General features: G+C 72.2%; 20 protein-coding genes. 10 read left to right on the forward strand and 10 right to left on the reverse strand.

The window, feature by feature from the left end:
- Window positions 1–5 precede the first annotated feature (5 nt).
- From AC07EJ_RS09050 to AC07EJ_RS09060, 3 genes are all read left to right on the forward strand, one after another.
- A complete protein-coding gene (locus AC07EJ_RS09050) occupies window positions 6–854 on the forward strand; it encodes a 3-hydroxyacyl-CoA dehydrogenase family protein (protein WP_227297243.1) in 849 nt (282 codons plus the stop codon).
- 169 nt (window positions 855–1,023) lie between these two features.
- Window positions 1,024–1,347 (forward strand): STAS domain-containing protein, encoded by a 324-nt coding sequence (locus AC07EJ_RS09055; protein WP_389478214.1) that lies wholly within the window; start codon window positions 1,024–1,026, stop codon window positions 1,345–1,347.
- 217 nt (window positions 1,348–1,564) lie between these two features.
- Window positions 1,565–4,150, forward strand: a complete 2,586-nt coding sequence (locus AC07EJ_RS09060; RefSeq protein WP_478883994.1) for an ATP-binding protein — start codon at window positions 1,565–1,567, stop codon at window positions 4,148–4,150.
- A gap of 75 nt (window positions 4,151–4,225) precedes the next feature.
- On the opposite strand, the gene nucS is transcribed toward AC07EJ_RS09060, so the two are convergent.
- A complete protein-coding gene (gene nucS, locus AC07EJ_RS09065) occupies window positions 4,226–4,897 on the reverse strand; it encodes an endonuclease NucS (RefSeq protein ID WP_389478216.1) in 672 nt (223 codons plus the stop codon).
- A 290-nt stretch (window positions 4,898–5,187) separates the two neighbouring features.
- Between nucS and AC07EJ_RS09070 the strand changes: the two genes are divergently transcribed.
- Entirely contained in the window at window positions 5,188–5,580 is a 393-nt protein-coding gene (locus tag AC07EJ_RS09070) for an SCO5389 family protein (protein WP_100595840.1), read from the forward strand.
- Window positions 5,581–5,679: 99 nt separating this feature from the next.
- Here the strand turns inward: AC07EJ_RS09070 and AC07EJ_RS09075 are convergent, their stop codons facing one another.
- The gene (locus tag AC07EJ_RS09075) at window positions 5,680–6,708 is read right to left on the reverse strand and encodes an LLM class flavin-dependent oxidoreductase (RefSeq protein WP_478883995.1); all 1,029 of its coding nucleotides are present in this window, start codon (window positions 6,706–6,708) and stop codon (window positions 5,680–5,682) included.
- A 214-nt stretch (window positions 6,709–6,922) separates the two neighbouring features.
- Between AC07EJ_RS09075 and AC07EJ_RS09080 the strand changes: the two genes are divergently transcribed.
- A complete protein-coding gene (locus AC07EJ_RS09080) occupies window positions 6,923–7,264 on the forward strand; it encodes an ATP/GTP-binding protein (protein ID WP_393584833.1) in 342 nt (113 codons plus the stop codon).
- A gap of 28 nt (window positions 7,265–7,292) precedes the next feature.
- On the opposite strand, the gene AC07EJ_RS09085 is transcribed toward AC07EJ_RS09080, so the two are convergent.
- The 7 genes from AC07EJ_RS09085 to mce all read right to left on the reverse strand — a co-directional run bounded on the left by AC07EJ_RS09085 (window position 7,293) and on the right by mce (window position 17,197).
- The gene (locus AC07EJ_RS09085) at window positions 7,293–8,150 is read right to left on the reverse strand and encodes an ABC transporter permease (protein ID WP_389478222.1); all 858 of its coding nucleotides are present in this window, start codon (window positions 8,148–8,150) and stop codon (window positions 7,293–7,295) included.
- Window positions 8,147–9,328, reverse strand: a complete 1,182-nt coding sequence (locus tag AC07EJ_RS09090) for an ABC transporter ATP-binding protein (protein WP_389478224.1) — start codon at window positions 9,326–9,328, stop codon at window positions 8,147–8,149. Before AC07EJ_RS09090 ends, AC07EJ_RS09085 begins: the two co-directional genes overlap by 4 nt.
- A 123-nt stretch (window positions 9,329–9,451) precedes the next feature.
- Entirely contained in the window at window positions 9,452–10,222 is a 771-nt protein-coding gene (locus AC07EJ_RS09095) for an ABC transporter permease (protein ID WP_389478225.1), read from the reverse strand.
- Window positions 10,223–11,227, reverse strand: coding sequence for an ABC transporter ATP-binding protein (locus AC07EJ_RS09100; protein WP_389478227.1), 1,005 nt, complete (start codon window positions 11,225–11,227; stop codon window positions 10,223–10,225).
- A gap of 74 nt (window positions 11,228–11,301) precedes the next feature.
- Window positions 11,302–12,237, reverse strand: coding sequence for a coiled-coil domain-containing protein (locus AC07EJ_RS09105; protein WP_389478229.1), 936 nt, complete (start codon window positions 12,235–12,237; stop codon window positions 11,302–11,304).
- A gap of 183 nt (window positions 12,238–12,420) precedes the next feature.
- Window positions 12,421–16,509, reverse strand: a complete 4,089-nt coding sequence (gene scy / locus AC07EJ_RS09110; RefSeq protein ID WP_478883996.1) for a polarized growth protein Scy — start codon at window positions 16,507–16,509, stop codon at window positions 12,421–12,423.
- A gap of 247 nt (window positions 16,510–16,756) precedes the next feature.
- The gene (gene mce, locus AC07EJ_RS09115; RefSeq protein WP_389478232.1) at window positions 16,757–17,197 is read right to left on the reverse strand and encodes a methylmalonyl-CoA epimerase; all 441 of its coding nucleotides are present in this window, start codon (window positions 17,195–17,197) and stop codon (window positions 16,757–16,759) included.
- 137 nt (window positions 17,198–17,334) lie between these two features.
- Between mce and AC07EJ_RS09120 the strand changes: the two genes are divergently transcribed.
- The 3 genes from AC07EJ_RS09120 to AC07EJ_RS09130 all read left to right on the forward strand — a co-directional run bounded on the left by AC07EJ_RS09120 (window position 17,335) and on the right by AC07EJ_RS09130 (window position 20,993).
- Complete coding sequence (locus AC07EJ_RS09120; RefSeq protein ID WP_478883997.1) at window positions 17,335–18,537, forward strand: acetyl-CoA C-acetyltransferase; 1,203 nt, start codon at window positions 17,335–17,337, stop codon at window positions 18,535–18,537.
- A gap of 63 nt (window positions 18,538–18,600) precedes the next feature.
- Entirely contained in the window at window positions 18,601–19,557 is a 957-nt protein-coding gene (gene meaB, locus AC07EJ_RS09125; RefSeq protein WP_100595830.1) for a methylmalonyl Co-A mutase-associated GTPase MeaB, read from the forward strand.
- Window positions 19,558–19,739: 182 nt separating this feature from the next.
- The gene (locus tag AC07EJ_RS09130; RefSeq protein WP_389478235.1) at window positions 19,740–20,993 is read left to right on the forward strand and encodes an MFS transporter; all 1,254 of its coding nucleotides are present in this window, start codon (window positions 19,740–19,742) and stop codon (window positions 20,991–20,993) included.
- Between the two features lie 37 nt (window positions 20,994–21,030).
- On the opposite strand, the gene AC07EJ_RS09135 is transcribed toward AC07EJ_RS09130, so the two are convergent.
- Window positions 21,031–21,843, reverse strand: coding sequence for a PepSY domain-containing protein (locus AC07EJ_RS09135; protein WP_478883998.1), 813 nt, complete (start codon window positions 21,841–21,843; stop codon window positions 21,031–21,033).
- 139 nt (window positions 21,844–21,982) lie between these two features.
- On the opposite strand from AC07EJ_RS09135, the gene AC07EJ_RS09140 reads away from it, so the two are divergent.
- Both AC07EJ_RS09140 and AC07EJ_RS09145 read left to right on the forward strand, forming a co-directional pair.
- On the forward strand, window positions 21,983–22,648 hold the full coding sequence (locus AC07EJ_RS09140; protein ID WP_389478238.1) for a response regulator transcription factor: 666 nt from the start codon (window positions 21,983–21,985) through the stop codon (window positions 22,646–22,648).
- Window positions 22,645–24,111: a sensor histidine kinase gene (locus tag AC07EJ_RS09145; RefSeq protein ID WP_389478240.1), complete on the forward strand. Its 1,467-nt coding sequence runs from the start codon at window positions 22,645–22,647 to the stop codon at window positions 24,109–24,111. Before AC07EJ_RS09140 ends, AC07EJ_RS09145 begins: the two co-directional genes overlap by 4 nt.
- Window positions 24,112–24,118 lie beyond the last annotated feature (7 nt).

A 24,118-nucleotide genomic window follows, 5' to 3' on the forward strand; every position in this document is an offset into this window, starting at 1 on the left:
GCACAGTGGCAGGGAAGCTCGCCGTCATCGGAGCCGGACTCATGGGGTCCGGCATCGCCCAGGTCTCGGCGCAGGCGGGCTGGGACGTCGTCCTGCGCGACGTCACCGACGCCGCCCTGGCCCGTGGCACCGACGGCATCAAGGCCTCGTACGACAAGTTCGTGAGCAAGGGCAAGCTGTCCGCGCAGGACGCCGAGGCCGCGCTCGGGCGCATCACCACGACCACCGATCTGGACGCGGTGGCCGACGCTGACATCGTCGTCGAGGCCGTCTTCGAGAAGCTCGAGGTCAAGCACGAGATCTTCCGGGCGCTGGACAAGATCGTCCGCGAGGACGCCGTGCTCGCCTCGAACACCTCTGCCATCCCGATCACGAAGATCGCGGCCGTCACGGAGCGCCCGGAGCGCGTCGTCGGCGCCCACTTCTTCTCGCCGGTGCCGATGATGCAGCTGTGCGAGCTGGTCCGCGGCTACAAGACGAGCGACGAAACGCTCGCCACCACGCGGGAGTTCGCCGAATCCGTCGGCAAGACCTGCATCGTCGTCAACCGCGACGTCGCGGGCTTCGTGACCACGCGGCTGATCTCGGCCCTCGTCGTCGAGGCCGCCAAGCTGTACGAGTCGGGCGTCGCCACCGCCGAGGACATCGACATTGCCTGCAAGCTCGGCTTCGGCCACGCGATGGGGCCGCTCGCCACCGCCGACCTCACGGGTGTCGACATCCTGCTGCACGCCACCAGCAACATCTACACCGAGTCCCAGGACGAGAAGTTCGCTCCGCCCGAGCTGATGCGCCGGATGGTTGACGCCGGTGACATCGGGCGCAAGAGCGGGCAGGGGTTCTATAAGCACTGATCCCTCGTCACCCCGTGGGTAACCCCACGGGGTGAATTCGGTATCGGTTCGCTTACAGACGGCAACTTCTGCGCCCCCGCGCCAGTCAGTTGCAGTGACATACCAAGAATCGCCGTACGACACAGAGACCACTGGAATCACCGCACACCAGCACTCTCGGGGAGCGCATATGCACATCAGGGGCGACCACGCCGGGCTGGTCGTCGGGGGCCGCCTCGACGTCCGCAGCGCGGCGGACGCCCGTACGGTCCTGCACACGGCCCTCGACGACGGCGTCGGCGACCTGGTGCTCGATCTGTCAGAGCTGGACTCGTGGGACGCGACCGGCCTCGGCGTCATCATGGGCGCCCACCGGCGGGCCGGACGCTGCGGCCGCAGGCTCGTGCTGCGCGGTGTGCCGCCCCAGATGCAGCGCCTCCTCGTGGCGACGCGGCTGCACCGCATCCTCGCCATCGAAGGCGGCATCGGGGTCGAATCGTTGCCCAGGGTGTGAATCGGGCGTTCCGGTATGCAGCACCCACAATCCTCACGAGACTGTGACGTCTCGGACGGGGCGGTACCCCGGCCGTTCGGCGATACTGACCCAGGTCTAGGGTTCGGTCGCCCGCGGATTGACGGACCCTCTCGCGGGCACCGGACCAGAAGCGACAGCGCAGTGTGCACAGGCCGGGAGGGGCAGTGGCGCACGACGCTTTTGGGGGGCTTTGACCATGGACCCGATGAACCGGGGACCGGAAGACTTCGGGCACGATCCGTACGGCGGGGATCCCTACGACCGCGCGGACCGTGGCCACCACGACGACGAGAGCGACACCCAGGCGAGCCGTCCGCGCCCGCCCAGGGATCCCCTCACTCCTGACTTCGGCCAGCCCGCACAAGGGCTGGCCCGCACCGTGCAGCTCGTGTCCGGCGACTTCCTGCTCACCGTCAACCCCGTCGACGGCAGCGAGATCGAGCCGTGCCCGCCGGGGGAGCGGCCGGGACGGCCCGTCAAGTACGCACCGGCGGAACGCGCCGAGATGGCCCGCGCCGCACGTCCGCCGCTGCCGGCCGGACCCCCGCTGCCCCGGCTGCCGCTCCTGGAGCGCCAGGAGGAGCGCGAGCGGCTCGTCCGGCTCCTGGCGCGTGGGCGTTCCGTGCGGCTCACCGGACCCTCGGGCTCCGGGCGCACCGCGCTGCTCGACACCGTCGCCGGGGACTGCGCGGACATCGCGCCCGACGGCGTCGTCCGGCTCTCAGGGCACCGCCGCTCGTCGAGCGACCTGCTGTACGACCTCTTCGCGGCCGTGTACAACGCGCCGCTGCACCGCCCCGACCGCGCCCTGCTCCTCGAACTCGTCCACGACATCGGCGCCGTGGTCGTCCTCGACGACCTCGAGTTCGGTGGCGCCGCGCTCGAAGAGCTCCTCGAAGCGACGCCCGAGTGTGCCTTCCTGGTCGCGGCCACGCCCGACGTCGCCGCGCCGGCCGCCGACTCGCACCTCGAAGAGGTCTTCCTCGGCGGCCTCGGCCGCGGCGGCGGCCTCGAACTCCTGGAGCGGTCCGTCGGCCGCGTCCTCACGGACGAGGAGGCGAACTGGGCCGGCGACCTCTGGTTCGAGTCGGAGGGGCTCCCGCTGCGCTTCGTGCAGGCCGGCGCGCTCCTGCGCCAGCGCGACCGGCTGCGCGCCGACCCGAACGCCTTCGACGAGTTCGGTTACTTCGGAGGCCCCGGCGCCCCGCCCGTCGACGCGCCCTTCGACGCCGAGGACGGCCACGACGTGCCGCTGCCCTCGCTCGCCGACGGCGCCGCGCCCGGCGCCCTGCTCGCGTCCCGGCTCAGCGAGTCGGCCCGCGCCACCCTGCGGTTCGCGGTCGCGCTCGGCGGCGAAGTGCCGCACCAGGCCCACCTGCCCGCCCTCGTGGGCGACACCCACGCCGACGCGGCCCTCGCCGAACTCGTCGGCTGCGCCCTCGTCACACCGGTCGGTGGCCGCTACCGCCTGGCCTGCGGAGTGCAGGACCAGCTGGCGACCGCGGGATACGCCGACGACGCCGACGGCCACGCACACACCGCCGCCCAGCACTACGCGTGGTGGGCCGGGCACCCCTCGGTCGGGCCCGAGCGGGTCGCGGCCGAGGCCCACGCGCTGCTCGCCGCACTGACCGTACTCGTCCCCGCCACGCCGCCGACCGCGCCGGACGCGCCGGACGAGACGACGGGCAGCGTCGCGGTGCTGCTCGCCCGTACCGCCGCGCCCGCGTTCGCCGCCGGGCTCAGCTGGACCGTGTGGGAGCGGTGCCTGCGGGCCGGCCAGGAGGCCGCGCGGCTCTCCGGCGAAGTGGCCGAAGAGGCCTATTTCCACCACGAGTTGGGCATTCTCGCGCTGCTCGGCGGGCAGCTCGACCGGGCCCGCGCCGAGCTGGAGGCCTCCATCGCCCTGCGCGGTGCGCTGGCCGACAAGCGGGGCACCATCGCGGGCCGCCGCGCCCTCGCCCTGGTCGCGGACCGCTCCGGCGGCGCGCTCCCCGGCGGGCGTACGGCGGCGGGCGAAGAGGTTCCCGCGGCGCGCTACGAGGAGTCGGCGTCGCCCCCCGGCGGGGTGCCGGCCGCCTTCGCGCCGCCCGCGCCGCCCCGGGAACCCGACACGCTGGTCTCCCGGCAGGCCGGTCACGGACCCGGGGGCAAGCCCGGCGGAGCCGGTCGTGCCGTCGTCACCGGCGCCCGGCGCAACCTCGTGGCCGTGGGCGCCGGAGCGCTCCTCGCGGCCGTCCTCGGCACCGTCGTGACGCTCGGCGCCACGTCGAACAACGAGACCCCGTCCGACAACGTCAACGTGAACCCGTCGGCCTCGCAGGGCGAGGACGGCGGCGACATCGGCGCCGACAAGGCGGACCAGGGCGGCGACGGCGCGGGCTCCACTCAGGGGCCCGCCGACCCGGGCAAGGACGGCATCCCGAACACGTCGGACGACCCGACGCCCAGCACCGGGCCCACGTCCGGCGAGAGCGGCAAGCCGTCGGACGAGCCGAGCGACAAGCCCTCAGACAAGCCCTCCGGCAAGCCGTCGGACAAGCCGACCACGTCGAAGCCGCCGTCGTCGAAGCCTCCGACGTCCAAGCCCCCGACGTCTCCGACGTCCAAGCCCCCGACGAGCTCCCAGCCGCCTCCGTCGTCGCCGTCCACCTCGCCGTCGTCCCCGGACACGTCGGACTCGGCGAGCGGTCCGGCGCCGAGCGCCAGCTCCGCGATGAGCAGCCCAGTGGACGGCGCGCCGGGTTCGCCCAGCGGGCCGGACGCCTCGGCGACGATCTGAGGGCCGTACGCACGCAGCACAGGACGAAGGGCCGGGTTCGCGGGAACCCGGCCCTTCGTCATGCTGTTCGACCGGTCAGAACAGGCGGAGCTTGTCGTCCTCGATGCCGCGCAGCGCGTCGTAGTCGAGGACCGTGCAGCCGATGCCGCGGTCCGTGGCCAGGACGCGCGCCTGCGGCTTGATCTCCTGGGCGGCGAAGATGCCGCGCACCGGCGCGAGGTGCGGGTCGCGGTTCAACAGATCGAGGTAGCGCGTGAGTTGCTCCACGCCGTCGATCTCGCCGCGCCGCTTGATCTCGATGGCGACGGTCGCGCCGTTGCCGTCCCGGCACAGGATGTCGACGGGCCCGATCGCCGTCTGGTACTCGCGGCGGATGAGCGTGTAGCCCTCGCCGAGCGTGTCGATCCTGTCGGCGAGGAGCTCCTGGAGGTGCGCTTCCACGCCGTCCTTGATGAGCCCCGGGTCCACGCCCAGTTCGTGCGAGGAGTCGTGGAGGACTTCCTCCATGGTGATGATGAGTTTCTCGCCCGCCTTGTTGATGACGGTCCAGATGCCGCTGTCGTCGCCCGTGCCCTCCTTGAGGGTGCAGGGCGGGGACATCCAGTTGAGAGGTTTGTAGGCCCTGTCGTCCGCGTGGATCGAGACGCTGCCGTCCGCCTTCACGAGGATCAGGCGGGGAGCCGACGGGAGATGGGCTGTGAGCCTGCCCGCGTAGTCCACGGAGCAACGGGCGATGACGAGACGCATGGTCGACAACGCTACTCGACGCGGGGTGGTCCACGCGATTCTCCCTCCCGTCACCCACCACCTCCCTTATGTCGAGTCCCTCCGAGTCGCCCCTTTTGGCCCGGGTTCGTTATTGGCCGGTTGTGAACCGACTGTGCCTGCGATCCCCTGTTGCGGGCCCCGGCAGTTGCTTACCGTATAAGCGGGAGGTCGCGACGCCTGTACGCAGCGTGTTCGTGGTCGTACGTCGTCGCGCGCTCCTTACCTGCCCGTCAGCCCCCGCTCCCCGTGGGGGTGCGAGAGGAGAACCCATGTCGCTCGACGTCTCACCGGCACTGTTGGAACAGGCCGAGCGAGGCGAGGTCGACGAAGCTGACTTCGTCGACTGCGTCCGGACCTCCCTGCCTTACGCATGGGAGATGATCAGCTCCCTGGTGGCCCAGCTGAAGGTCGACGGCGGAGACTTCGCCGACAACCAGACGCCTCCGCCGGACGAGCAGGCACGTGGGCAGCTGCTGCGTGCGCTCGCGAGTGACGCGATTCGTGGCGCGCTGCAGCGGCACTTCGGTGTGCGGCTGGCCTTCCAGAACTGTCACCGTGTGGCGGTGTTCCCACAGGACCCGTCGGTGGACGGCACGCTGGCCCGCTTCACCTCGGCCCGCAACCAGCTGTTGAACCAGTCCCCGGAACTCAGGGACTGCTGACGGCCGGTTGACGGCGGAATCGGATGGTCTGCCGCTCCGTGCGTGGGAGGTGCACAAGTACGGAGCGGTGGACTACGGGCCGCACGGCCGTTACGCGACTCAGCGGAGCCGGGGGAGTACCTCGGCGCCCAGCCTGCGCACGTTCTCCTCGGTGGCCGCGAGATCTCCGGAGCCCTCGACGAGCAGCGCGAACCGCGTGATGCCCGTGCGCTCCGAGGTCGCCGCGAGCCGGTCGGCGCACTGCCCGGGAGTCCCCACCGGGTGCAGCGCGCACAGCAGTTCCGTGTACGCGGCCGGGTCCCGCATGGACCGCGTGCGGCCGTCCACCGTCACATGGGCGTCGAGTCCCTGCTTCAGCCAGCCTGGCATCGCCTTGAGGAGCGTCTCCCGAGCCTGCGCCGTTCGGTCGCCGATCTGGGCCACTCCGGCCGAGACGTGCGCCGCGGCGTGGATCTCCTCCGGGCTGCGGCCAAAGGCCCGCGCGTGCGAGCGCCACAGGGAGACCATCTCGGCCTTCTCCTCGTCCCCGGAGTGCATGCCGAGCAGCATCGGAAGGCCGCGCTCGGCCGCGAGCCGCACGCTGTTCGGTGAGGTGCAGGCGACCACGACCTCGGGGCCCTCGGGGGAGTCGAGCGCCTCGTCGGGGCGCGGGACCACGGCGACCTCACGGAAGGCGAACCGTTCCCCCTCGGCCGCGACGTGGGGTTCGCGCAGCCAGCGCAGCAGCAGGTCCAGGGACTCCGGGAACCCCTCCTCGTACGCCTCGATGCCCGAGCCGAAGACCTCCAGGTCCACCCAGGGGCCGCCGCGTCCGACGCCGAGCGAGAAGCGGCCGCCGGACGTGAGGTGCAGCAGCGCCGCCTGCTCGCCGAGGGCGACCGGGTGGGCGGTCGGGAGCACACTGACCGCCGTGCCGACGCGGATGCGCCGGGTGCGGCCGAGCAGTAACGCGGCGAGCGTCACCGCGGACGGACAGGTGCCGTACGGCACGAAGTGGTGCTCCGCCAGCCAGACCGAGTCGAGACCGGCCTCCTCGGCCGCCTCGGCGGACCGCACCGCCCGGTGCAGCGCCTCCCCCTGCCCCTGGCCGGGGAACTGGGCCGCCAGTACAAAGGTTCCTACGCGCATCGCACTCCTGCCTTTCTTGGCGCCGACGCGAGACTCCCCCACGGGCATTAACGGCTGACAAGTGCCAAGGGCACGGCTTGCCATGGAGATTGACAGATTTTCCGGAGAACTCATGGGGGTGACGTTGTGCGGGTACCCGAGAGGCGTCCGCGTACGCTGGACGTGACCCCCAGTCCCCTGTGCAGGCACCTGCACAAGTCCTAGAGGAGAGCCGGTGTCCCCCCGCCGAAACCAGACGTCGCCCCGTCGCGGCGGCCGACCGTCCAGCCAGGCACCGGACGAGGAGCAGGGCAGCCGCTACGGCGGATTCGAGCGCACGGAGAGGTGGCAGGGCGAGGAGTGGAGCGTGCGCCAGGTTGCGGGCGCGAGCGCCGCCGGCAAGACCTACCGGTGCCCCGGCTGCGACCAGGAGATCCCCTCCGGCGTCGCGCACGTGGTGGCCTGGCCCGAGCACTCGGGCGTGGACGAGCGCCGGCACTGGCACAAGGCCTGCTGGAACGCGAAGGACCGCCGCACCACACGGGTGCAGCGGTCCAGGAACGCGCCACGCTACTAAGGGCTGACAGCACCAGCCCCTGAAGGCTCTACACGTCGCGCCGCTCCAGCAGCGCGAACGCGGCGATCACGGCCGCGGCCGTGACGCCGACCAGCAGCCACACCTGGGACCCGCCCGAGCTGTCCCCGTCCGCGCCGAAGATCTTGGCGAGGGCGTTGATGGCGTTGTACTCCTGCATCTTCTCGCCGAGCGTCCGCGTGCTGCGCGAGATCATCAGGAAGACCGGCAGGATCGACGGCAGCAGCACGATGCCGAGCATCGCGGTGATCGCGCCCGCCGAGTGCCGCAGCATGGAGCCCACGGCGAGGCCGAGGACGCCGAGCAGGGACACGTAGAGCCCGCCCTTGAGGACCGTGCCGCCCCAGCTCAGGTCGCCCGCGTCGGGGCCGCTGTGCATCGACGACGTGAGCAGGCCCACCAGGAGGATGGAGCCCGCGGAGACGGCGAACGAGACCGCGAAGAACACCAGGATCTTGGCGGCGAACACGCGGTAGCGCTGCGGCGACGCGGTGAACGTCGTGCGGATCATGCCGGTGCCGTACTCCGACGACGTCACGAGGACGCCCAGCGTGATCAGGCAGATCTGGCCGAGCAGCAGGCCGATGAAGGCCGGGAACGTGAAGGGCAGGTCCTGGTAGTTGAGGTCCTCGGTCTGCGCGGAGACGAACAGGCCGCCGCCGAGGACCAGGAACAGGAAGATGCCGAGCGTCCAGAGCGTGGAGCGCACGGACTTGATCTTCGTCCACTCCGAGGCGAGCGCGTGCCCCAGGTGGGTGCGCGTGACCGGGATGGGCGAGGTGTACGAAGTGCCGGGCGCGCCCTGCCAGTTGGGCGCGCTCTGCTGGGCGTAGGCCTGCGGAGCCGGCTGCGGGGACGGCGTCGTCATCGGTGGTCCTCGGGCTTGTTCAGGTCGGCGGGGGCAGGGGCGACGGGCGCCGGGGCGGCAGGCGCGGCAGTCGGCTGCTGCGGCGGCGCGGCGTACGGGTTCGGCCCGCCGGGGGCGGCCTGCGGCGGGGCGAACGGCTGACCGCCCTGCTGGGGCGGCGGCGGCGCGTACCAGTCCGGCTGGCCCTGGCCGGGCGCGGGGAGCTGCTGCTGGGGCATCGCGCCCGGCGGGAGCTGCTGCTGAAGACCGGCCCGCTGGTCGACGGTCGAGCGGTAGTCGACGGCGCCCTGCGTCATCCGCATGTACGCCTCCTCCAGCGAGGCCTGGTGCGGCGAGAGCTCCCACAGCTGTACGTCGGCGCCGTGCGCCAGATCGCTGATGCGGGGGAGCGGCAGGCCCATGACGCGCAGCGCGCCGTCCTGCTCGGGCAGCACCTGGCCGCCGGCCTCGGTCAGCGCCGCCGTCAGCTTCTCGCGCTGCTGCGGCTCCGTCTCCGGCGTGCGCACCCGCGCGAAGTCGGCCGAGTTGTGCGAGATGAAGTCCCGCACGCTCATGTCGGCGAGGAGCTGCCCGCGGCCGATGACGATCAGGTGCTCGGCGGTCAGGGCCATCTCGCTCATCAGGTGCGAGGAGACGAAGACGGTGCGGCCCTCGGCGGCGAGCGACTTCATCAGGTTCCTCACCCAGAGGATGCCCTCCGGGTCGAGGCCGTTGACCGGCTCGTCGAAGAGCAGCACCTGCGGGTCGCCGAGCAGGGCGGCCGCGATGCCGAGGCGCTGGCCCATGCCGAGCGAGAAGCCCTTGGAGCGCTTCTTCGCCACGTCCTGGAGGCCGACGACGCCGAGCACCTCGTCCACGCGGCGGGCCGGGATGCCGGACAGCTGCGCGAGGCAGAGCAGGTGGTTACGGGCATGCCGGCCGCCGTGCACCGCCTTGGCGTCGAGCAGGGCACCGACCTGGCGCGGGGCGTTGGGGAGCTTGCGGTACGGGTAGCCGCCGATGGTCACCTGGCCCGTGGTCGGCTGGTCGAGACCCAGGATCATGCGCATGGTCGTCGACTTGCCGGACCCGTTCGGACCCAGGAAGCCGGTCACCGTACCCGGCCGGACCTGGAAGGAAAGGTTGTACACGGCTGTCTTGGCGCCGTAGCGCTTCGTCAGGCCGACTGCCTCGATCATTCTCCGCACCCATCGAAAGGTTCAGGACATCGGGGCACACGCCCCCGTAAGGGTTAGGAGGTTATCGGGGCGCTGACGGTTCCGGCCAAGACCAGGCAAAGCCCCCGGGCCTGCCCGCGGCCCCTACGCGTCCCGCTTCTTGAGGAGTACATATCCGAAGATCAGGGCCAGGACCACCCAGATCACCATGATGCCGAGGCCGCCCCACGGCCCGTACGGGGTGTCGTCGTCGATCGGCGTCACCACCTGCATGATCTTGCTGCCGGCCTGGTCGGGCAGGAACCGGCCGATCTTCTTCGTCGCCGAGACGTTGCCCAGGATGTTCGAGATCAGGAAGAAGAACGGCATCAGGATGCCGAGCGACAGCATCGGGCTGCGCAGCATCGACGCGACGCCCATCGAGAACATGGCGATGAGGGTCATGTAGAGCCCGCCGCCGATGACGGCGCGCAGGACGCCAGGGTCGCCGATCTGCGCCCGGTGCACGCCCAGGACCGCCTGCCCGAGGAAGAACGCGATGAAGCTCGTGGCGAGGCCCACGACGAACGCCAGGACGGTGGCCACGGCGACCTTGCTGAACAGGAACGTCCCCCGCTGGGGGACCGCGGCGAGCGAGGTGCGGATCATCCCGGTGCTGTACTCGTTCGAGACGACGAGGACGCCGAAGACGATCATCGCGAGCTGTCCGAGACTCATCCCGGCGAAGCTGATGAACGTGGGGTCGAAGGACAGCCGCTCCCGCGCGGGCATGTTGTTGAACTCGTTCCTGGACAGGATCGAGATCAGCACGCCGAGCACGATCGTCAGGACGGCGGCGAGGCCGAGCGTCCACACTGTCGAAGCGACGGACCTGATCTTGGTCCACTCGGACCGGAGAACCTGGGTCGCGGCCATCTATCGGGCTCCCTTGTTCTGCGTACGGTCCCAGCCCTCGCCCCAGCCCTGCTGCTGGGGTGGTGGCGGCAGCCGGACGGGCGGCGACATCCCGGGCTCGTCGGTGTGCGCGTGGTACTCCACCGACTCCGCGGTGAGCTGCATGAACGCCTCCTCGAGCGAGGCCTGCTGAGGGCTCAGCTCATGCAGGACGAGATGGTGGGCGGCCGCGAGGTCACCGAGCTGCTCGGGGCTGACGCCGTCCACCTCGAGCGTGCCGTTGCCCGCCTCCACGACCGTGATCCCGGCCTCGTGCAGGACGTCGAGGAGCCGCTCCTGCTGCGGCGAGCGCAGTCGCACGTAACTGCGGGAGTTCTGCTGGATGAAGTCGGACATCGAGGTGTCGGCGAGGAGATGGCCCTGGCCGATGACGACGATGTGGTCCGCGGTCAGCGCCATCTCGCTCATCAGGTGCGAGGAGACGAAGACGGTACGGCCCTGGGCGGCGAGCGACTTCATCAGATTGCGGATCCAGTGGATGCCCTCGGGGTCGAGCCCGTTGACCGGCTCGTCGAACATCAGGATCCGCGGGTCGCCGAGGAGCGCGCCCGCGATGCCGAGGCGCTGGCCCATGCCCAGCGAGAAGCCCTTCGCCTTCTTCCTGGCGACGGGCGTCAGACCCACCGTGTCGAGGACCTCGGCGACGCGGGCGCGCGGGATGCCGTTGCTCTGCGCCAGGCACAGCAGGTGGTTGTACGCGCTGCGGCCGCCGTGCATGGCCTTCGCGTCGAGGAGGGCGCCGATGTACGTCAGTGGGTCCTTGAGCTGCGCGTAGTGCTTCCCGTCGATGCGCACGTCGCCGGCTGACGGGTTGTCGAGCCCGAGCATCATCCGCATCGTCGTGGACTTCCCGGCGCCGTTGGGGCCGAGGAACCCCGTGACGATGCCCGGCCTGACGGTGAACGTGAGGTTGTTGACGGCCAGCTTCTCGCCGTAATGCTTGGTCAGCCCCTCGAGCTCGATCATGCGGCAACGCTAGAACGGGACAAAGCCCCCTGCCACTGGAGCGGCAAGGGGCTTCGGTGTCCGACTTCGGTTGCTCAGCGGGTCTGCTGGGCGGGAACCCCACGCGAGATCGGCTCATCCTCAGCCGGGGCCCCAGCGGCAGCGACCGCCGCACCGGTGAGCGTCGCCAGCATCTCGCGCACGTTGGTGAGCTGCGCGTTGATCGAGTCGCGGCGGTTCGTCAGCGCGGCGAGCTCGCGCTCCGATTCCGAGCGGATCCGGTCGGCCTTGGCATTCGCGTCGGCCACGATGTCCTCGGCCTGGCGCTGTGCGGTCTCCACCGTCTGGCGGGCGCGGCGCTCGGCGTCGGTGCGCAGCTTCTCGGCCTCCAGGCGGAGCTGCTCCGCGCGGTGCTCGATCTCCGCGAGACGCTTCTCGGCCTTCGCCTGACGCGAGGCCAGGTCGCGCTCGGACTGCTCGCGGCGCTTCGCCAGGTTCGTCTCGAAGTCCGCGGCGGCCTGGGCGGCCTTGGCGCGGGTCTCCTCGAAGAGGGCGTCCGCCTCCTCACGCTTCGACTGAGCGTCCTTCTGGGCCTCGGAGCGCAGCGTGCCCGCTTCGTTCTTGGCCTTCTCGACGATCCGGACGCCCTCGTCCTCGGCCTTCGCCTTGCGCTCCGCAGCGAACGATTCTGCGTCGTTGCGCACCTGCTGGGCCGCCGACTCGGCGAGCTCGCGGTGCTGCTCGGCGGCGCGACGGGCCTCCTCGCGCAGGTCCTTCGCCTCCTCCTCGGCGAGGCGGAGGATCTTCTCGACGCGCGCGCCGAGGCCGGCGTACGACGGCTCGGCGTCGTTCACCTGCGCCTGGGCGTTCTGCGTCTCGAGGTGGAGCTCCTCGATGCGCTTTTCCAGAGCAGTGATACGAGCGAGAGCGCTGTCACGGTCGGAGACGAGCTTGGAAATGCGTTCGTCCACCTGAGCGCGGTCGTACCCACGCCGCACAAGCTCGAAGCCGTAGGGGGAAGTGTCGCTCATGGGGTTCCTGTCGAATGAGACCGGTGAGGTGATAGGGGGAATCCTAGGGGTCAAAGCGGCGTGTCATCGAGCAGATGCCCGTTTGATCTGGAGAATGACACCCCTTTTGAGTGGCTAACCGCAGGATGGCTTGCCAGCGGCAGCGCCGAAGGCCCTTACCGAGCACGCTCGTTGCCGTCCTGGCTACCCTTCCGACCCCTTGCCACCCGATCGGGTAGCTCCCGCGGCGGCTCCCGCCTTGACGGCACCGTCCTTGGTCCCGCCGCCACCGGACGGGGCCTCGAAGGACTCCAACGCCTCCAGAACGTCCTGGACTCGGGAGATCTCGGCGTTGATGTCCTCGCGCCGGCGGACCAGGACCTCCAGCTCGCGCTTGCCCTCGGCCACCGTCCGCTCGGCCTCCGCCTGCGCCTCGGACAGGACGCGCTCGGCCTCGCGGGTCAGCTCGTTCTTCTTCGCCCCGGCCTCCTTGAGCAGGCCCTCGGCCTTCTTCACAGCGGCGATCCGGACCTTGCTCGCCTCCGAACCCGCCTCCGAGACCATCTCCTTGGCCTTCGCCTGCGCCTCGGCGAGCTGCTCCTCGGCGGCCTTCACCAGCGCGTCGCACCGCTCGCCGGCCGTCTTCATGGCCTCGGCGGACTCGCGCCGCGCCCGCTCGTGCAGGTCGTCGATCTCGCCGGTGATGCGCTCGCGCAGCTCCTCGGCACGCTCCCTGATCGCCGTCGCGTCACGGCGTGCGCCGACGAGCAACTCGTCCGCGTCCGTACGGGACTTCTCCACCAGGGAGTTGCCCTCGACGGTCGCCTCGGAGACCAGCCGGTCGGCCTCCTTGCGGGCCGCGCCGACCATCATGTCGGCCTGCGACTCGGCGTCCGTGGTCGCCTTCAGCGCGGCCTGCTGCGCCTCGGACGTCAGCTTCTCGGCCTCCGAGCTCGCCTCCGTGATGAGCTTGTCGACCTGCTCGGCGGCCTCCGAACGGCGCTTGTTGGCGTCCTTGCGGGTCTCGTCGAGGGTCCGCTCGGCCTCGCCGCGCGCCGCGGACGTGAGCCGCTCCGCCTCGGCCGCCGCCTCTGCCTTGACGCGCTCCGACTCGCTGCGGATCCGCTCGGCGTGCTGCTGCGCCGCCCCGACCGTCTCGGCTGCTTCGGCGCGCAGCCGCTCGGCGTCCCCGGCCGCGTCCGCGATGAGCTTCTCGGCCTTGGCGACCGACTCGGCGCGTACCCGCTCCGCCTCGGTGCGGGTCTCGTTCGCGAGCTGTTCGGCCGCCGCGGTGGACTCCGCGTGCAGCCTGGCGGCCTCGGCGGTGGCGTCGCCGACGAGCTGCTCGGCACGCGCGACGGACTCCGAACGGACGCGCTCCGCCTCCGCGTTCGTCTCGTTCGTCAGGCGCTCGGCCGCCTCCGTGGCGTCGCCGACGCGCTTGTCCGCCGCGGCCGTCGACTCGGAACGGACGCGCTCCGCCTCGGTGTTCGTCTCGCGGGTGAGGCGCTCGGCCTCGCTCGTGGCCTCCGTGATGAGGGTGTCCGCCTGGGTGGCGGCGTCCGAACGGATCCGGTTGGCGTCCTCGCGGGCCTCGGCCCGGCTGCGGGACGCGTCCTGCTCGGCCGCCGCGAGCCGCTCGGAGACCTCCGTACGGACCCGCTGGGCGTGCTCCGACGCCTCGGACCGCATCCGCTCCGACTCGGCGATCGCCTCCGAAACAGTGCGCTCCGCAAGGGACTTGGCGGCCTCCGACTCGGCGGCGGCCTCGTCGCGCACGCGGTTGGCGTCCTCGGTGGCGCGCTCGCGCTCCGCGTAGGCGTCGGCGCGGACCCGGTCGGCCTCCTCCTGCGCCTCGCGCTTGGTGCGCTCGGACGCGTGCTCCGCGGCGCTGCGCAGGCCCGCGATCTCCTCCTGCGCCTGTTCCTGGAGCCCGGACACGGAGTCGCGCACCTGCTGCGCGGTCTGCTCGGCGGCGCCGACCATCTCGGTGGAGCGCCGGTCGGCCTCCTCCACGAGACGTACGGCCTCGGTCTGCGCCTCCTCGACACGGGCGCGGGCGACCGCGAGGAGTTCCTCGCTCTGCTCGCGGGCCCGCTCGCGCTCCTGGTCGGCCTCCTGGCGCGCGGAACCGAGGGTCTCCTCGGCCTCGCGGCGCCGCCTGGCGGCCTCCTCCTGCGCGGCGGACAGTGCCTCAGCCGCCTCCGTGGCGACCCGCTCGGCCGCGGCGGCGGCCTCCGCGCGCACCCGGTCGGCGCTCTCCTGCGCCTCCGACTTGAGCCGCTCGGCCTCGGCCGCGGCCTCGGACCGCAGCCGTACGGCGACGTTCTCCGCCTCGGCACGGGTCGCGGACGCGTCCGACGCGGCCTCGGTGCGCAGCCGGTCGGCCTCCGCCTCGGCCTGCGCCTGGAGCGTACGGATCCGCTCGGCGGCTTCGGCGCGCAGCCGCTCCGTCTCGTCCGCGGTCTCGCGGCGGATGCGCTCCGACTCGGCCCGCGCGTCGGTGAGCGCGGTCTCGGACGCCGTCAGGCGCTGCTCGGCCTCGGTGTGCAGCCGGGTCAGCTCCTCGGCGGCCTCCGACTGCCGGGCGGCGACCGCGCGCTCGGTGTCCTCTCGCAGCTCCTGCGCGGCCCGCTCGGCCTCCGCCTTGGTGGCCTCGGCCTGCTCGGCGGCCTCCTCGCGGTGCTGCTCGGCCTCGGCGCGGGTGCGCTCCAGGGTCTCCTCGGCCTGCTTGCGCAGATTCGTGGCGCGCTCGATGGCCTCGGTGCGGACCCGCTCGCTCTCGGTCTGCGCGCCGGCCCGCAACTCGTCCGCGTCCGCCTTCGCCTTGGCGAGCAGCTCCTCGGCGGTCCTGGCCGCCTCCTCGATCTGCTGGACGGCCTCCCGCCGCGCCTCGCTGCGGATCCGCTCGCCCTCGTCGACCGCCTCGGCCCGCAGCTGCTCGGCCTCGCCGCGCAGCCGCCGCGCCTCCTCCTGGAGCTCGACGGTCTTGGCGCGGTAGTCCTTGGTGTCGTCCTTCGCGGCGCCCTTGAGCTGCTCGGCGATGTCGTGCGCCTCGCCGCGCAGCCGGTCCGCCTCGGCCTCGGCCTCGCTGCGCAGCCGCTCGGCCTCCTCGGAGGCGGCCCGCGTGGTGGCCTTGGCGTCCTCGGACGCCTTGGTGAGCACCTCTTCGGCCGTACGGGCGGCCTTGGCGAGCTGGGAGGCGGTTTCCTCGGCCGTGACGTTGCGCGCCTTCTCGCCGGCCTCGGCGAGGATCTTCTCGGCCTGCTCCTTGGCGTCCGTGACGACCTGCTCGGCCTCGGACTTGGTGGACTCGGCTTCCTTGGTGGCCTCCGAGACGAGCCGGGCGACCTGCTCCTTGGCGGTGCGCGTGCGCTGCTCGTTCGCCGACTCGGCGTTCGCGAGCTGCTTGGCGGCGGCTTCCTTCGCCTCGGTGAGGACCTTCTCCGCGGACGTACGCGCCTCGCGCAGCGCCGTCTCGGCCTCGGACAGGCGCTGCTCGGCGGCGCGGCTCAGCTCGGCGGACTGGCGGCGGGCTGTGTCCGACTCGGTGGCCGTGGACGAGCGCAGCTGCTCGGCGTGGTCGGTGGCTTCCTGGGCCTGCGTGGACGCGGCGTTCAGGAGGCGCTCGGCGTCGGTGCGGGCGCGGCGCAGCAGAGCCTCGGCCTCGGCGCGGGCCGTCTCGGCGTCCGACGTCAGGCGCTGGCGGGCCTCGGTGGCGACCCGCTCGGCCTCGGCGCGGGCGGCGGCGAGCGCCTGGTCGGCCTCGGCGCGGGACTCGTCGACGAGCCGGCGGGCCTGCTGCTCGCTGCGGGAGCGCAGCTGCTCGGCCCACGCCACGTTCTCGTTGACATGTGCCTCGACGGTCTGGCGGCGCTCGGCCAGCTCCTGGTCGAGCTGCTGGCGGCGCGAGACGGCCTCGGCGTGCAGCTCGGACTGGAGCCGGGACTGCTGCTCGGCGTGCTCCTGGAGGATGCGCTGCGTCTGGGCGCGGGCGTCACGCAGCTCGCGCTCGGCGTCGGCGCGCAGCTGGTCGGCCTGGATCTGCGCGTTACGCAGCAGCTGCTCGGCCTGGTACCCGATGTCCCCGCCGTCGTAGGCAGGACGGGACGCGAGGTTGCGACGCGCCTCGTGCAGCTTGGCGCGCAACACCTCGACCTGGTAGCCCAGGTCTTCGGCGTGCTGGACCGCCTTCTCCCGCTCGGTCTTCAGCCGGTCCATCTCGGCCTCGAACCGCGAGAGATGGTCGGTCTCAGCCGGCCGCCGGCTGTCCTGGCTCTCGTAGCCCCGCACTGCGCGGTCCCATCCTTCCCCAAGCTCTCAACTGCGTTCGAGCAGGGGAGACCCCACTCCTGGTCGCAAGTCTCTCCAAGCGAGCACCGTCCATCCGCCGAACGGGGCCCCCGGGGAATGGTGTCAGATCAACGGCGGAGCATGGGCTGCTGCCCCGTCGCTCGCCCCCCGAAACCCGGACCCCGGCCCGCGGCCGTCCGCGTGACGGACGGCCGCCCCCAACCCTACCGGCCCAGATATACGGAGGTCAGTGCTCAGGTGACTCAACCGGTGCGGAAGTGACGAGTTCGGTCAGTACGCCGTGGCAGTCCTTGGGGTGCAGGAAGGTGATCCGCGACCCCATCGAACCGATGCGCGGCTCGTCGTACAGGACGCGTACGCCCTTGCCCCTGATGTCCTCGGAGTCGGCGTCGACGTCCGCGGTGCCGAAGGCGATGTGGTGGACGCCCTCGCCGTTCTTGGCCAGCCACTTCCCGACCGCGGAGTCCTCCCGGGTGGGTTCGAGGAGCTGGAGGTAGGAGGCCCCGCCGTCACTCGTCTCATTGATCTTGAGCATGGCCTCGCGCACGCCCTGCTCCTCGTTCACCTCGGAGTGGAACACTTCGAAGCCGTACGTAGCGCGGTAGAACTCAACGGTCTTGTCGAGGTCGAAACAGGCGATTCCGATGTGGTCGATTCGCGTCAGCATGCTGTAAGTGCAGCGCGGTCGGACATGGTTACGCAACGTGCGCGCGATCACACCGTCCGGCCGGTGACGTGCGGGGTACTGCTCAGTACATTCGAGTAAACCCTCGTTCACTCCTCATCTCCAAGGGGCCGTGCCTCATGTCTGGAACGACCGGTACCACCTCCGTCATCGTCGCGGGCGCCCGTACGCCCATGGGCCGACTGCTCGGCTCGCTGAAGTCCTTCTCCGGTGCCGACCTCGGAGGGGCCGCCATCAAGGCGGCGCTCGACCGGGCCGGGATCGGCGGAGACCAGGTGCAGTACGTGATCATGGGCCAGGTGCTCCAGGCGGGGGCAGGGCAGATCCCCGCGCGCCAGGCGGCCGTCAAGGCCGGCATCCCCATGAACGTGCCGGCGCTGACCATCAACAAGGTGTGTCTCTCCGGGCTCGACGCCATCGCGCTCGCCGACCAGCTGATCCGCGTCGGCGAGTTCGACGTCGTCGTCGCGGGCGGCCAGGAGTCCATGACGAACGCGCCCCACCTGCTCCCCAAGTCCCGTGAGGGCTACAAGTACGGCGCCGTCGAGATGCTCGACGCGATGGCGTACGACGGTCTGACCGACGCCTTCGAGAACATCCCGATGGGTGAGTCGACGGAGAAGCACAACACCCGCCTCGGCATCCAGCGCCCCGAGCAGGACGAGATCGCCGCGCAGTCGCACCAGCGCGCCGCCGCCGCCCAGAAGAACGGCCTCTTCGAGGCGGAGATCACCCCCGTCGAGATCCCGCAGCGCAAGGGCGACCCGGTCCTGTTCAGCAAGGACGAGGGCATCCGCGCCGAGACGACCGCCGAGTCGCTCGGCAAGCTGCGGCCCGCGTTCGCCAAGGACGGCACGATCACGGCCGGATCGTCCTCGCAGATCTCCGACGGCGCCGCCGCGGTCGTCGTCATGAGCAAGGCGAAGGCGCAGGAGCTCGGCCTGGAGTGGATCGCCGAGATCGGCGCCCACGGGAACGTGGCGGGCCCCGACAACTCGCTCCAGTCGCAGCCGTCGAACGCCATCCGGCACGCCCTCAAGAAGGAGGGCCTGGGCGTCGAGGACCTCGACCTCATCGAGATCAACGAGGCCTTCGCGGCCGTCGCCGTGCAGTCAATGAAGGACCTCGGCGTGTCCTCGGAAATGGTGAACGTCAACGGCGGCGCGATTGCCCTGGGTCACCCGATCGGGATGTCCGGCGCCCGTGTCGTCCTGCACCTCGCCCTGGAGCTGAAGCGGCGCGGCGGCGGCGTCGGCGCGGCCGCGCTGTGCGGCGGCGGCGGTCAGGGTGACGCGCTGATCGTGCGGGTACCCAAGGCGTAACGCCGCGGCGCGACCCTGCTGCTGTATGTCGGTCGGTACGGAAATTCACTGAACGGAGCTGTGATGCAGGACGTCTCCACCCTGGTGGCCCAGGCCAGGGAAGGCCGGCCCAGGGCCGTGGCCCGGCTGATCTCCCTCGTGGAGGGGGCGTCCCCGCAGCTGCGCGAGGTGATGGCGGCGCTGGCCCCGCTCGCGGGGCACGCGTACGTCGTCGGGCTCACCGGGTCGCCGGGCGTGGGCAAGTCCACGTCCACGTCCGCCCTGGTCAGTGCCTACCGGCGGGCCGGGAAGCGGGTCGGTGTGCTCGCCGTCGACCCGTCGTCGCCGTTCAGCGGCGGCGCCCTGCTCGGTGACCGCGTCCGCATGTCGGAGCACGCGTCCGACCCCGGCGTGTACATCCGTTCCATGGCCACGCGCGGGCACCTGGGCGGCCTCGCGTGGGCCGCGCCGCAGGCGATCCGGGTGCTCGACGCGGCCGGCTGCGACGTGGTCCTGGTGGAGACGGTCGGCGTCGGCCAGTCCGAGGTCGAGATCGCCTCGCAGGCCGACACGTCCGTGGTCCTGCTCGCCCCCGGCATGGGCGACGGGATCCAGGCGGCCAAGGCCGGAATCCTGGAGATCGGCGACGTCTACGTCGTCAACAAGGCCGACCGCGACGGCGCGGACGCGACCGCCCGCGAGCTCAACCACATGCTGGGCCTCGGCGAGTCCCGGGGCGCCGGTGACTGGCGCCCGCCCATCGTGAAGACCGTCGCGGCGCGCGGCGAGGGCATCGACGAGGTCGTCGAGGCGCTCGAGAAGCACCGGGCGTGGATGGAGGAGCGCGGTGTCCTCCAGGAGCGCCGCCTCGCCCGTGCCTCCCGCGAGGTCGAGACGATCGCCGTCACGGCCCTGCGCGAGCGCATCGCGGACCTCCACGGCGACCGCCGCCTCAGCTCGCTGGCCGAGCGCATCGTGGCGGGTGAGCTCGATCCGTACCGGGCGGCGGACTCCCTGGTGGAGGGCCTGACGGAGGCCTGAGCGGACGGTGGGGGCGGGGCTGCGCCGCGGTGTCATCCGTGGCCAACTCCCGCTCCCCGCTGTTACGTTGGACGCATGTTCCTTCTCTGTGTGTAGGGCACGACCCGACCGCGGCCACCGTCGAACGGTGATGTCGCGGTCCTCGGCGTCCGTGTGCCCTTCGTTCTGAGGAACTCCCACCCATGTCGTCGTACGCAGCGCTTCTGCGCGTTCCCCATGCCCGCCGTACCTTCGGCGCCGCCCTGCTCGGGCGGCTCTCGTACGGGACCCTGTCCCTGTCCCTGATGCTCGCGGTGAAGTCCGCCACCGGCTCGTACGCCGTCGCGGGCACGGCCATGGCGCTCTTCGGCGCCGCGAGCGTCTTCCTCTCGCCCCTGCGCGCGCTCCTCATCGACCGGTACGGGCCGCGCCGTGCGCTCCCGCCTATGACCGGGGCGTACGCCGTGCTGCTCGGCGTGCTCGCCGCCCTGACCTGGCGGCCGGGGGCCTCCGCCCTCGTGCTCGGTGCCGCCGCCCTCGCCGCGGGCGCGTGCACCCCGCCCCTCGGCCCGACCATGCGGACGGTGTGGAGTGAACTCGTCGGCAAGCGCGAGGGGCTGCTCCAGCGTGCGTACAGCCTCGACGGCGTGGCCGAGGAGCTGCTGCTCGTGTCCGGCCCGCTCATCGTGGGCGTGGTCGTGCAGTTCGCCCCCGCGGCGTTCGGCGTAGCCATCAGCGCGGTCCTGGTGGCCGTGGGAACGGCCGCGTTCGTGGCGTCCCCGGCCGTACGGGGCATCGCCGGCCGCGACACGGGGCGGCGTGGGCGGTCCGGCGGGGTCTCGCCGGTGCGCGGTCTCGCGCAGCCGGTGGTCGTCGCGGTGGGCGTCGGCCTTGCCCTCGGCGCACTCGACCTGCTCGTCCTCGCCTTCGCCGACGCCCGGCAGCACGCCGACGCGGTGGCCTGGGTGATGGCCGCGCTCTCGGCGGGCAGCGCGGTCGGCGGCCTCGTGAACGGCGCCGTCACCTGGTCCACTCCCGCCCGCACCCGGCTGCCGTTCCTCGCCGCGGGGCTCGCCGCCGCGCTGGGGGCGGCGGCGCTCGCGCCCGGCCTGGTGACGCTCGGCGCGGCGGCCGTGTGTGCGGGCCTCTTCGTCGCGCCCGCCCTGACGACCGCGTATCTCGTGGCGGACGAGGCGGCCGGCCCGGCGTTCCGCACCCAGGCCGGGGCCTGGGTCAACACGGCGGCGAACGCCGGCATCTCCGCCGGCACGGCGGGCGCGGGCCTCTTGGTGGCCCGCCTCCCGCTCGCGGCCTGCTTCGCCGTCGCCGCGGCGGCGCCGGTCGCGGCGGCGGTGTGGGGCGTACGGGGTGTGCGCGGCGCCCGTACGACGCCGGAAGCCGCCCCCGGGAACGGTGTCCCGGACGCGGCTCAGGAGACGGGCTCGGCGGCGCGCTGAACTGGCGTACGCCGAGCCGGGCTTGCCGACGCCGACGTCAGTCGTCGTCGCCGTGGTGGCCGTGGTCGTCGTCGGAGTCGTGACCGCGGCCGTGGCTGCCGTGGTCGTCACCGGTGTCGTGTGTGGCGGTGTTGTCGTGGCCGTGGTCGTCACCGGCGTCGTGTGTGGCGGCGTCGTCGCGGCCGTGGTCGTCGCCCGCGTCGTGCGTGGCGCGCGTCGCGTGGTCGTCGCGGCTGTCGTCGTCGCTGTCGTCGTGGGACGAGCGGTCTGGAGTCACCGCGCCGGTCCGGAGGTCGACGCGCCAGTCGGCGTCGGTGCCGTTCGCCGCCGTGGTCTCGGCCTCCCAGGCGTGGGCCGCGCCGTCGTCGTCGAGGTCGATCTCGGTGACGGTGCCCTTCGCGGCGGCGGCGCGGGCCGCGTCCTGCGCCGTCGTCTTCGCGCCCTTCAGGATGGCGGTGACGCGGGCGGTGTCGTCGTGGCGTGAGGTGTGCGAGCCGGTGACCTCGCCCGTGGCGGGGTCGACGAGGACGTCGTGCCACGTCGTGCCGTTCAGGACCTCGACCTCCCAGACCACCTGGTTGTTCTCGTCGTCGAGCTCGGCGGAGACCGCCGCGCCGGGCACCGACTTGAGGGCGGCGGCGATGGCGTCCGAGGCCGTCACCTTCGCGGCCTTCAGCTCGGTGACGTGCTCCGCGCGGTCGTCGTCGTGCCCGGCCGGCCCCGTCGACCCCGTACCCCGCGACACGGTCGACGTGCTGTCGTCGCCGCCCGAGACCGCGACGGCGGTCGCGGTGCCGCCGCCGATCAGGGCCACGGCGGCGATGTTGGCGATCACGATGTTGCGCTTCATGAGGGATCCTCCCCGAGACGTTCCCGGCCCACCGGACATCCGGTGCGCTTCGACGAGGACCACAGTGGCCGACCGATGCTGAAGCCCCGCTGAAGGATCCTGAAGACTTCTTCAGCTTCGCTTTGCGACCCTTGCCCGTATGCGCCTGCTCATCGTGGAAGACGAAAAGCGTCTGGCCCTCTCCCTGGCCCGGGGCCTGACTGCCGAGGGCTACGCCGTCGACGTCGTCCACGACGGCCTCGAAGGGCTGCACCGGGCGGCCGAGGGCGCGTACGACCTGGTCGTTCTCGACATCATGCTGCCGGGCATGAACGGCTACCGCGTCTGCGCCGCCCTGCGCGCCGCCGGCCACGACGTGCCGATCCTCATGCTCACCGCCAAGGACGGCGAGTACGACGAGGCGGAGGGGCTCGACACGGGCGCCGACGACTACCTCACCAAGCCGTTCTCGTACGTCGTGCTCGTCGCGCGCGTGAAGGCGCTCCTGCGGCGGCGCGGCACCGCGGGCGGTTCGTCCGTCCACACGCTCGGACCGCTGCGCGTCGACACCGCCGCGCGCCGCGTCCTGCGCGACGAGAGCGAAGTGCCGCTCACCGCAAAGGAGTTCGCGGTTCTGGAGCAGCTGGTGGTGCGGACGGGCGAGGTCGTCTCGAAGGCGGAGATCCTGGAGCACGTCTGGGACTTCGCGTACGAGGGCGACCCGAACATCGTCGAGGTGTACATCAGCACCCTGCGCAAGAAGCTGGGCGCGGAGCTGATCAGGACGGTGCGCGGGGCGGGCTACCGGCTGGAGGCGCCGCGATGAGGCGCCGGCTGTTCGGTTCCGTACGGGCCAGAGCCACGCTCGGCGCGACCCTCGTCGTCGCCGTCGCGCTCCTCGCCGCCGGCGCCTCCGTACTGCTCGCGCTGCGGTCCAACCTCACCGACCAGGCGTCGAGCGAGGCGGAGTCCTCCGCCCGCAAGGTGGCCGTGTCGATCGCGACGGGCACCGCGCCGGGCGCTCTCGACCTCCCGGACGGGGACGACACCCCGGTGCAGGTCGTCGACAGCGACGGCCGTCTCCTGGCGGCCAGTGAGGACCTGGAGCGGATCAGCGGGACCGGCTCCTCCGCCGTCAAACCGGTGACCCCGCCGGTCGACGACGACGGTGGTGATGACGACGACGGCGGCTCCGACCGTCATGGAGGCAAGGGCGGGGGCGGGGACGACGACTCGTACGCGTACGGGGAGATCGCCGACGACGCCGAGGGCAGCAAGGGGTCGGCCACTGTCGACGGGGAGACCCGGGACTACCGGTTCGCGTCGCTGGAGGTGAAGAACACCCGGCAGGGCGACCTCACCGTGTACGCGGGCGCAGCACTAGCCGCCGAACAGAGCGCCGTCGCCGTCGCGCTGACCGTCATGCTGATCGGCTTCCCGGTGCTGCTCGGCGTCGTCGCCGCGGTCACCTGGCTGGTGACCCGCAGGGCGCTGCGCCCCGTCGAGGGCATCCGCAGCGAGATGTCCGCGATCACCGCGTCGCAGGACCTGGCGCGCCGGGTGCCGGAGCCGGCCACGCACGACGAGGTGGCGCGCCTCGCGAGGACCACGAACGAGACGCTCGCCGCGCTGGAGACGTCCGTGGAGCGCCAGCGCCGGTTCGTCGCCGACGCCTCGCACGAGCTGCGCAGCCCCATCGCGTCGCTGCGCACCCAGCTGGAAGTGGGCGCCGCCCATCCCGAACTGCTCGACGTGGACGGGGCGGTGGCCGACACGGTGCGGCTCCAGGAGCTCGCCGCGGGACTCCTGCTGCTCGCCAGGCTCGACGCGGGGGAGCGGCCGGGCGGGGCGCGCGTCGATCTGGCGGCCCTGGCCGGCGAGGAGCTGTCGCAGCGCCCGGCGGGCCGCGTCGCGGTGCAGCCGCACCTCGAATCCGTCGAGGTGGCGGGCTCGCGCAGCCAGCTGGCGCGGGTGGTCGGGAATCTGCTGGACAACGCACAGCGTCACGCCGGGTCCCGGGTGGACATCGCCGTACGGGCCGAGGGGCCGTGGGCGGTCGTCGAGGTCGGCGACGACGGCGCGGGAGTGCCGGAGGCGGAGCGGGAGCGGATCTTCGAGCGGTTCGTGCGCCTGGACGACGCGCGGGCCCGGGACGACGGCGGGGCGGGTCTGGGACTCGCCATCGCCAGGGACGTCGCCGTGCGGCACGGCGGCGCCCTGACGGTCCGCTCGTCGCCCGCGGGCGGAGCGCTCTTCGAGCTCAGGCTGCCGGTGGCGCCGGAGGCCTGAGACCGGC

The sequence above is a fragment of the Streptomyces sp. NPDC045026 genome (genome assembly GCF_056432625.1).

Excerpts from the sequence above, each read along its gene's own strand:
- AC07EJ_RS09095 (WP_389478225.1), bottom strand. The coding sequence starts at position 10,222 with ATGGCCGCGACCCAGGTTCTCCGGTCCGAGTGGACCAAGATCAGGTCC.
- AC07EJ_RS09060 (WP_478883994.1), top strand. The coding sequence starts at position 1,565 with ATGGACCCGATGAACCGGGGACCGGAAGACTTCGGGCACGATCCGTAC.
- AC07EJ_RS09145 (WP_389478240.1), top strand. The coding sequence starts at position 22,645 with ATGAGGCGCCGGCTGTTCGGTTCCGTACGGGCCAGAGCCACGCTCGGC.
- AC07EJ_RS09105 (WP_389478229.1), bottom strand. The coding sequence starts at position 12,237 with ATGAGCGACACTTCCCCCTACGGCTTCGAGCTTGTGCGGCGTGGGTAC.
- AC07EJ_RS09090 (WP_389478224.1), bottom strand. The coding sequence starts at position 9,328 with ATGATCGAGGCAGTCGGCCTGACGAAGCGCTACGGCGCCAAGACAGCC.
- mce (WP_389478232.1), bottom strand. The coding sequence starts at position 17,197 with ATGCTGACGCGAATCGACCACATCGGAATCGCCTGTTTCGACCTCGAC.
- AC07EJ_RS09140 (WP_389478238.1), top strand. The coding sequence starts at position 21,983 with ATGCGCCTGCTCATCGTGGAAGACGAAAAGCGTCTGGCCCTCTCCCTG.
- AC07EJ_RS09120 (WP_478883997.1), top strand. The coding sequence starts at position 17,335 with ATGTCTGGAACGACCGGTACCACCTCCGTCATCGTCGCGGGCGCCCGT.
- AC07EJ_RS09075 (WP_478883995.1), bottom strand. The coding sequence starts at position 6,708 with ATGCGCGTAGGAACCTTTGTACTGGCGGCCCAGTTCCCCGGCCAGGGG.
- AC07EJ_RS09130 (WP_389478235.1), top strand. The coding sequence starts at position 19,740 with ATGTCGTCGTACGCAGCGCTTCTGCGCGTTCCCCATGCCCGCCGTACC.
- meaB (WP_100595830.1), top strand. The coding sequence starts at position 18,601 with ATGCAGGACGTCTCCACCCTGGTGGCCCAGGCCAGGGAAGGCCGGCCC.
- nucS (WP_389478216.1), bottom strand. The coding sequence starts at position 4,897 with ATGCGTCTCGTCATCGCCCGTTGCTCCGTGGACTACGCGGGCAGGCTC.
- AC07EJ_RS09070 (WP_100595840.1), top strand. The coding sequence starts at position 5,188 with ATGTCGCTCGACGTCTCACCGGCACTGTTGGAACAGGCCGAGCGAGGC.
- AC07EJ_RS09100 (WP_389478227.1), bottom strand. The coding sequence starts at position 11,227 with ATGATCGAGCTCGAGGGGCTGACCAAGCATTACGGCGAGAAGCTGGCC.
- AC07EJ_RS09055 (WP_389478214.1), top strand. The coding sequence starts at position 1,024 with ATGCACATCAGGGGCGACCACGCCGGGCTGGTCGTCGGGGGCCGCCTC.
- AC07EJ_RS09085 (WP_389478222.1), bottom strand. The coding sequence starts at position 8,150 with ATGACGACGCCGTCCCCGCAGCCGGCTCCGCAGGCCTACGCCCAGCAG.
- AC07EJ_RS09135 (WP_478883998.1), bottom strand. The coding sequence starts at position 21,843 with ATGAAGCGCAACATCGTGATCGCCAACATCGCCGCCGTGGCCCTGATC.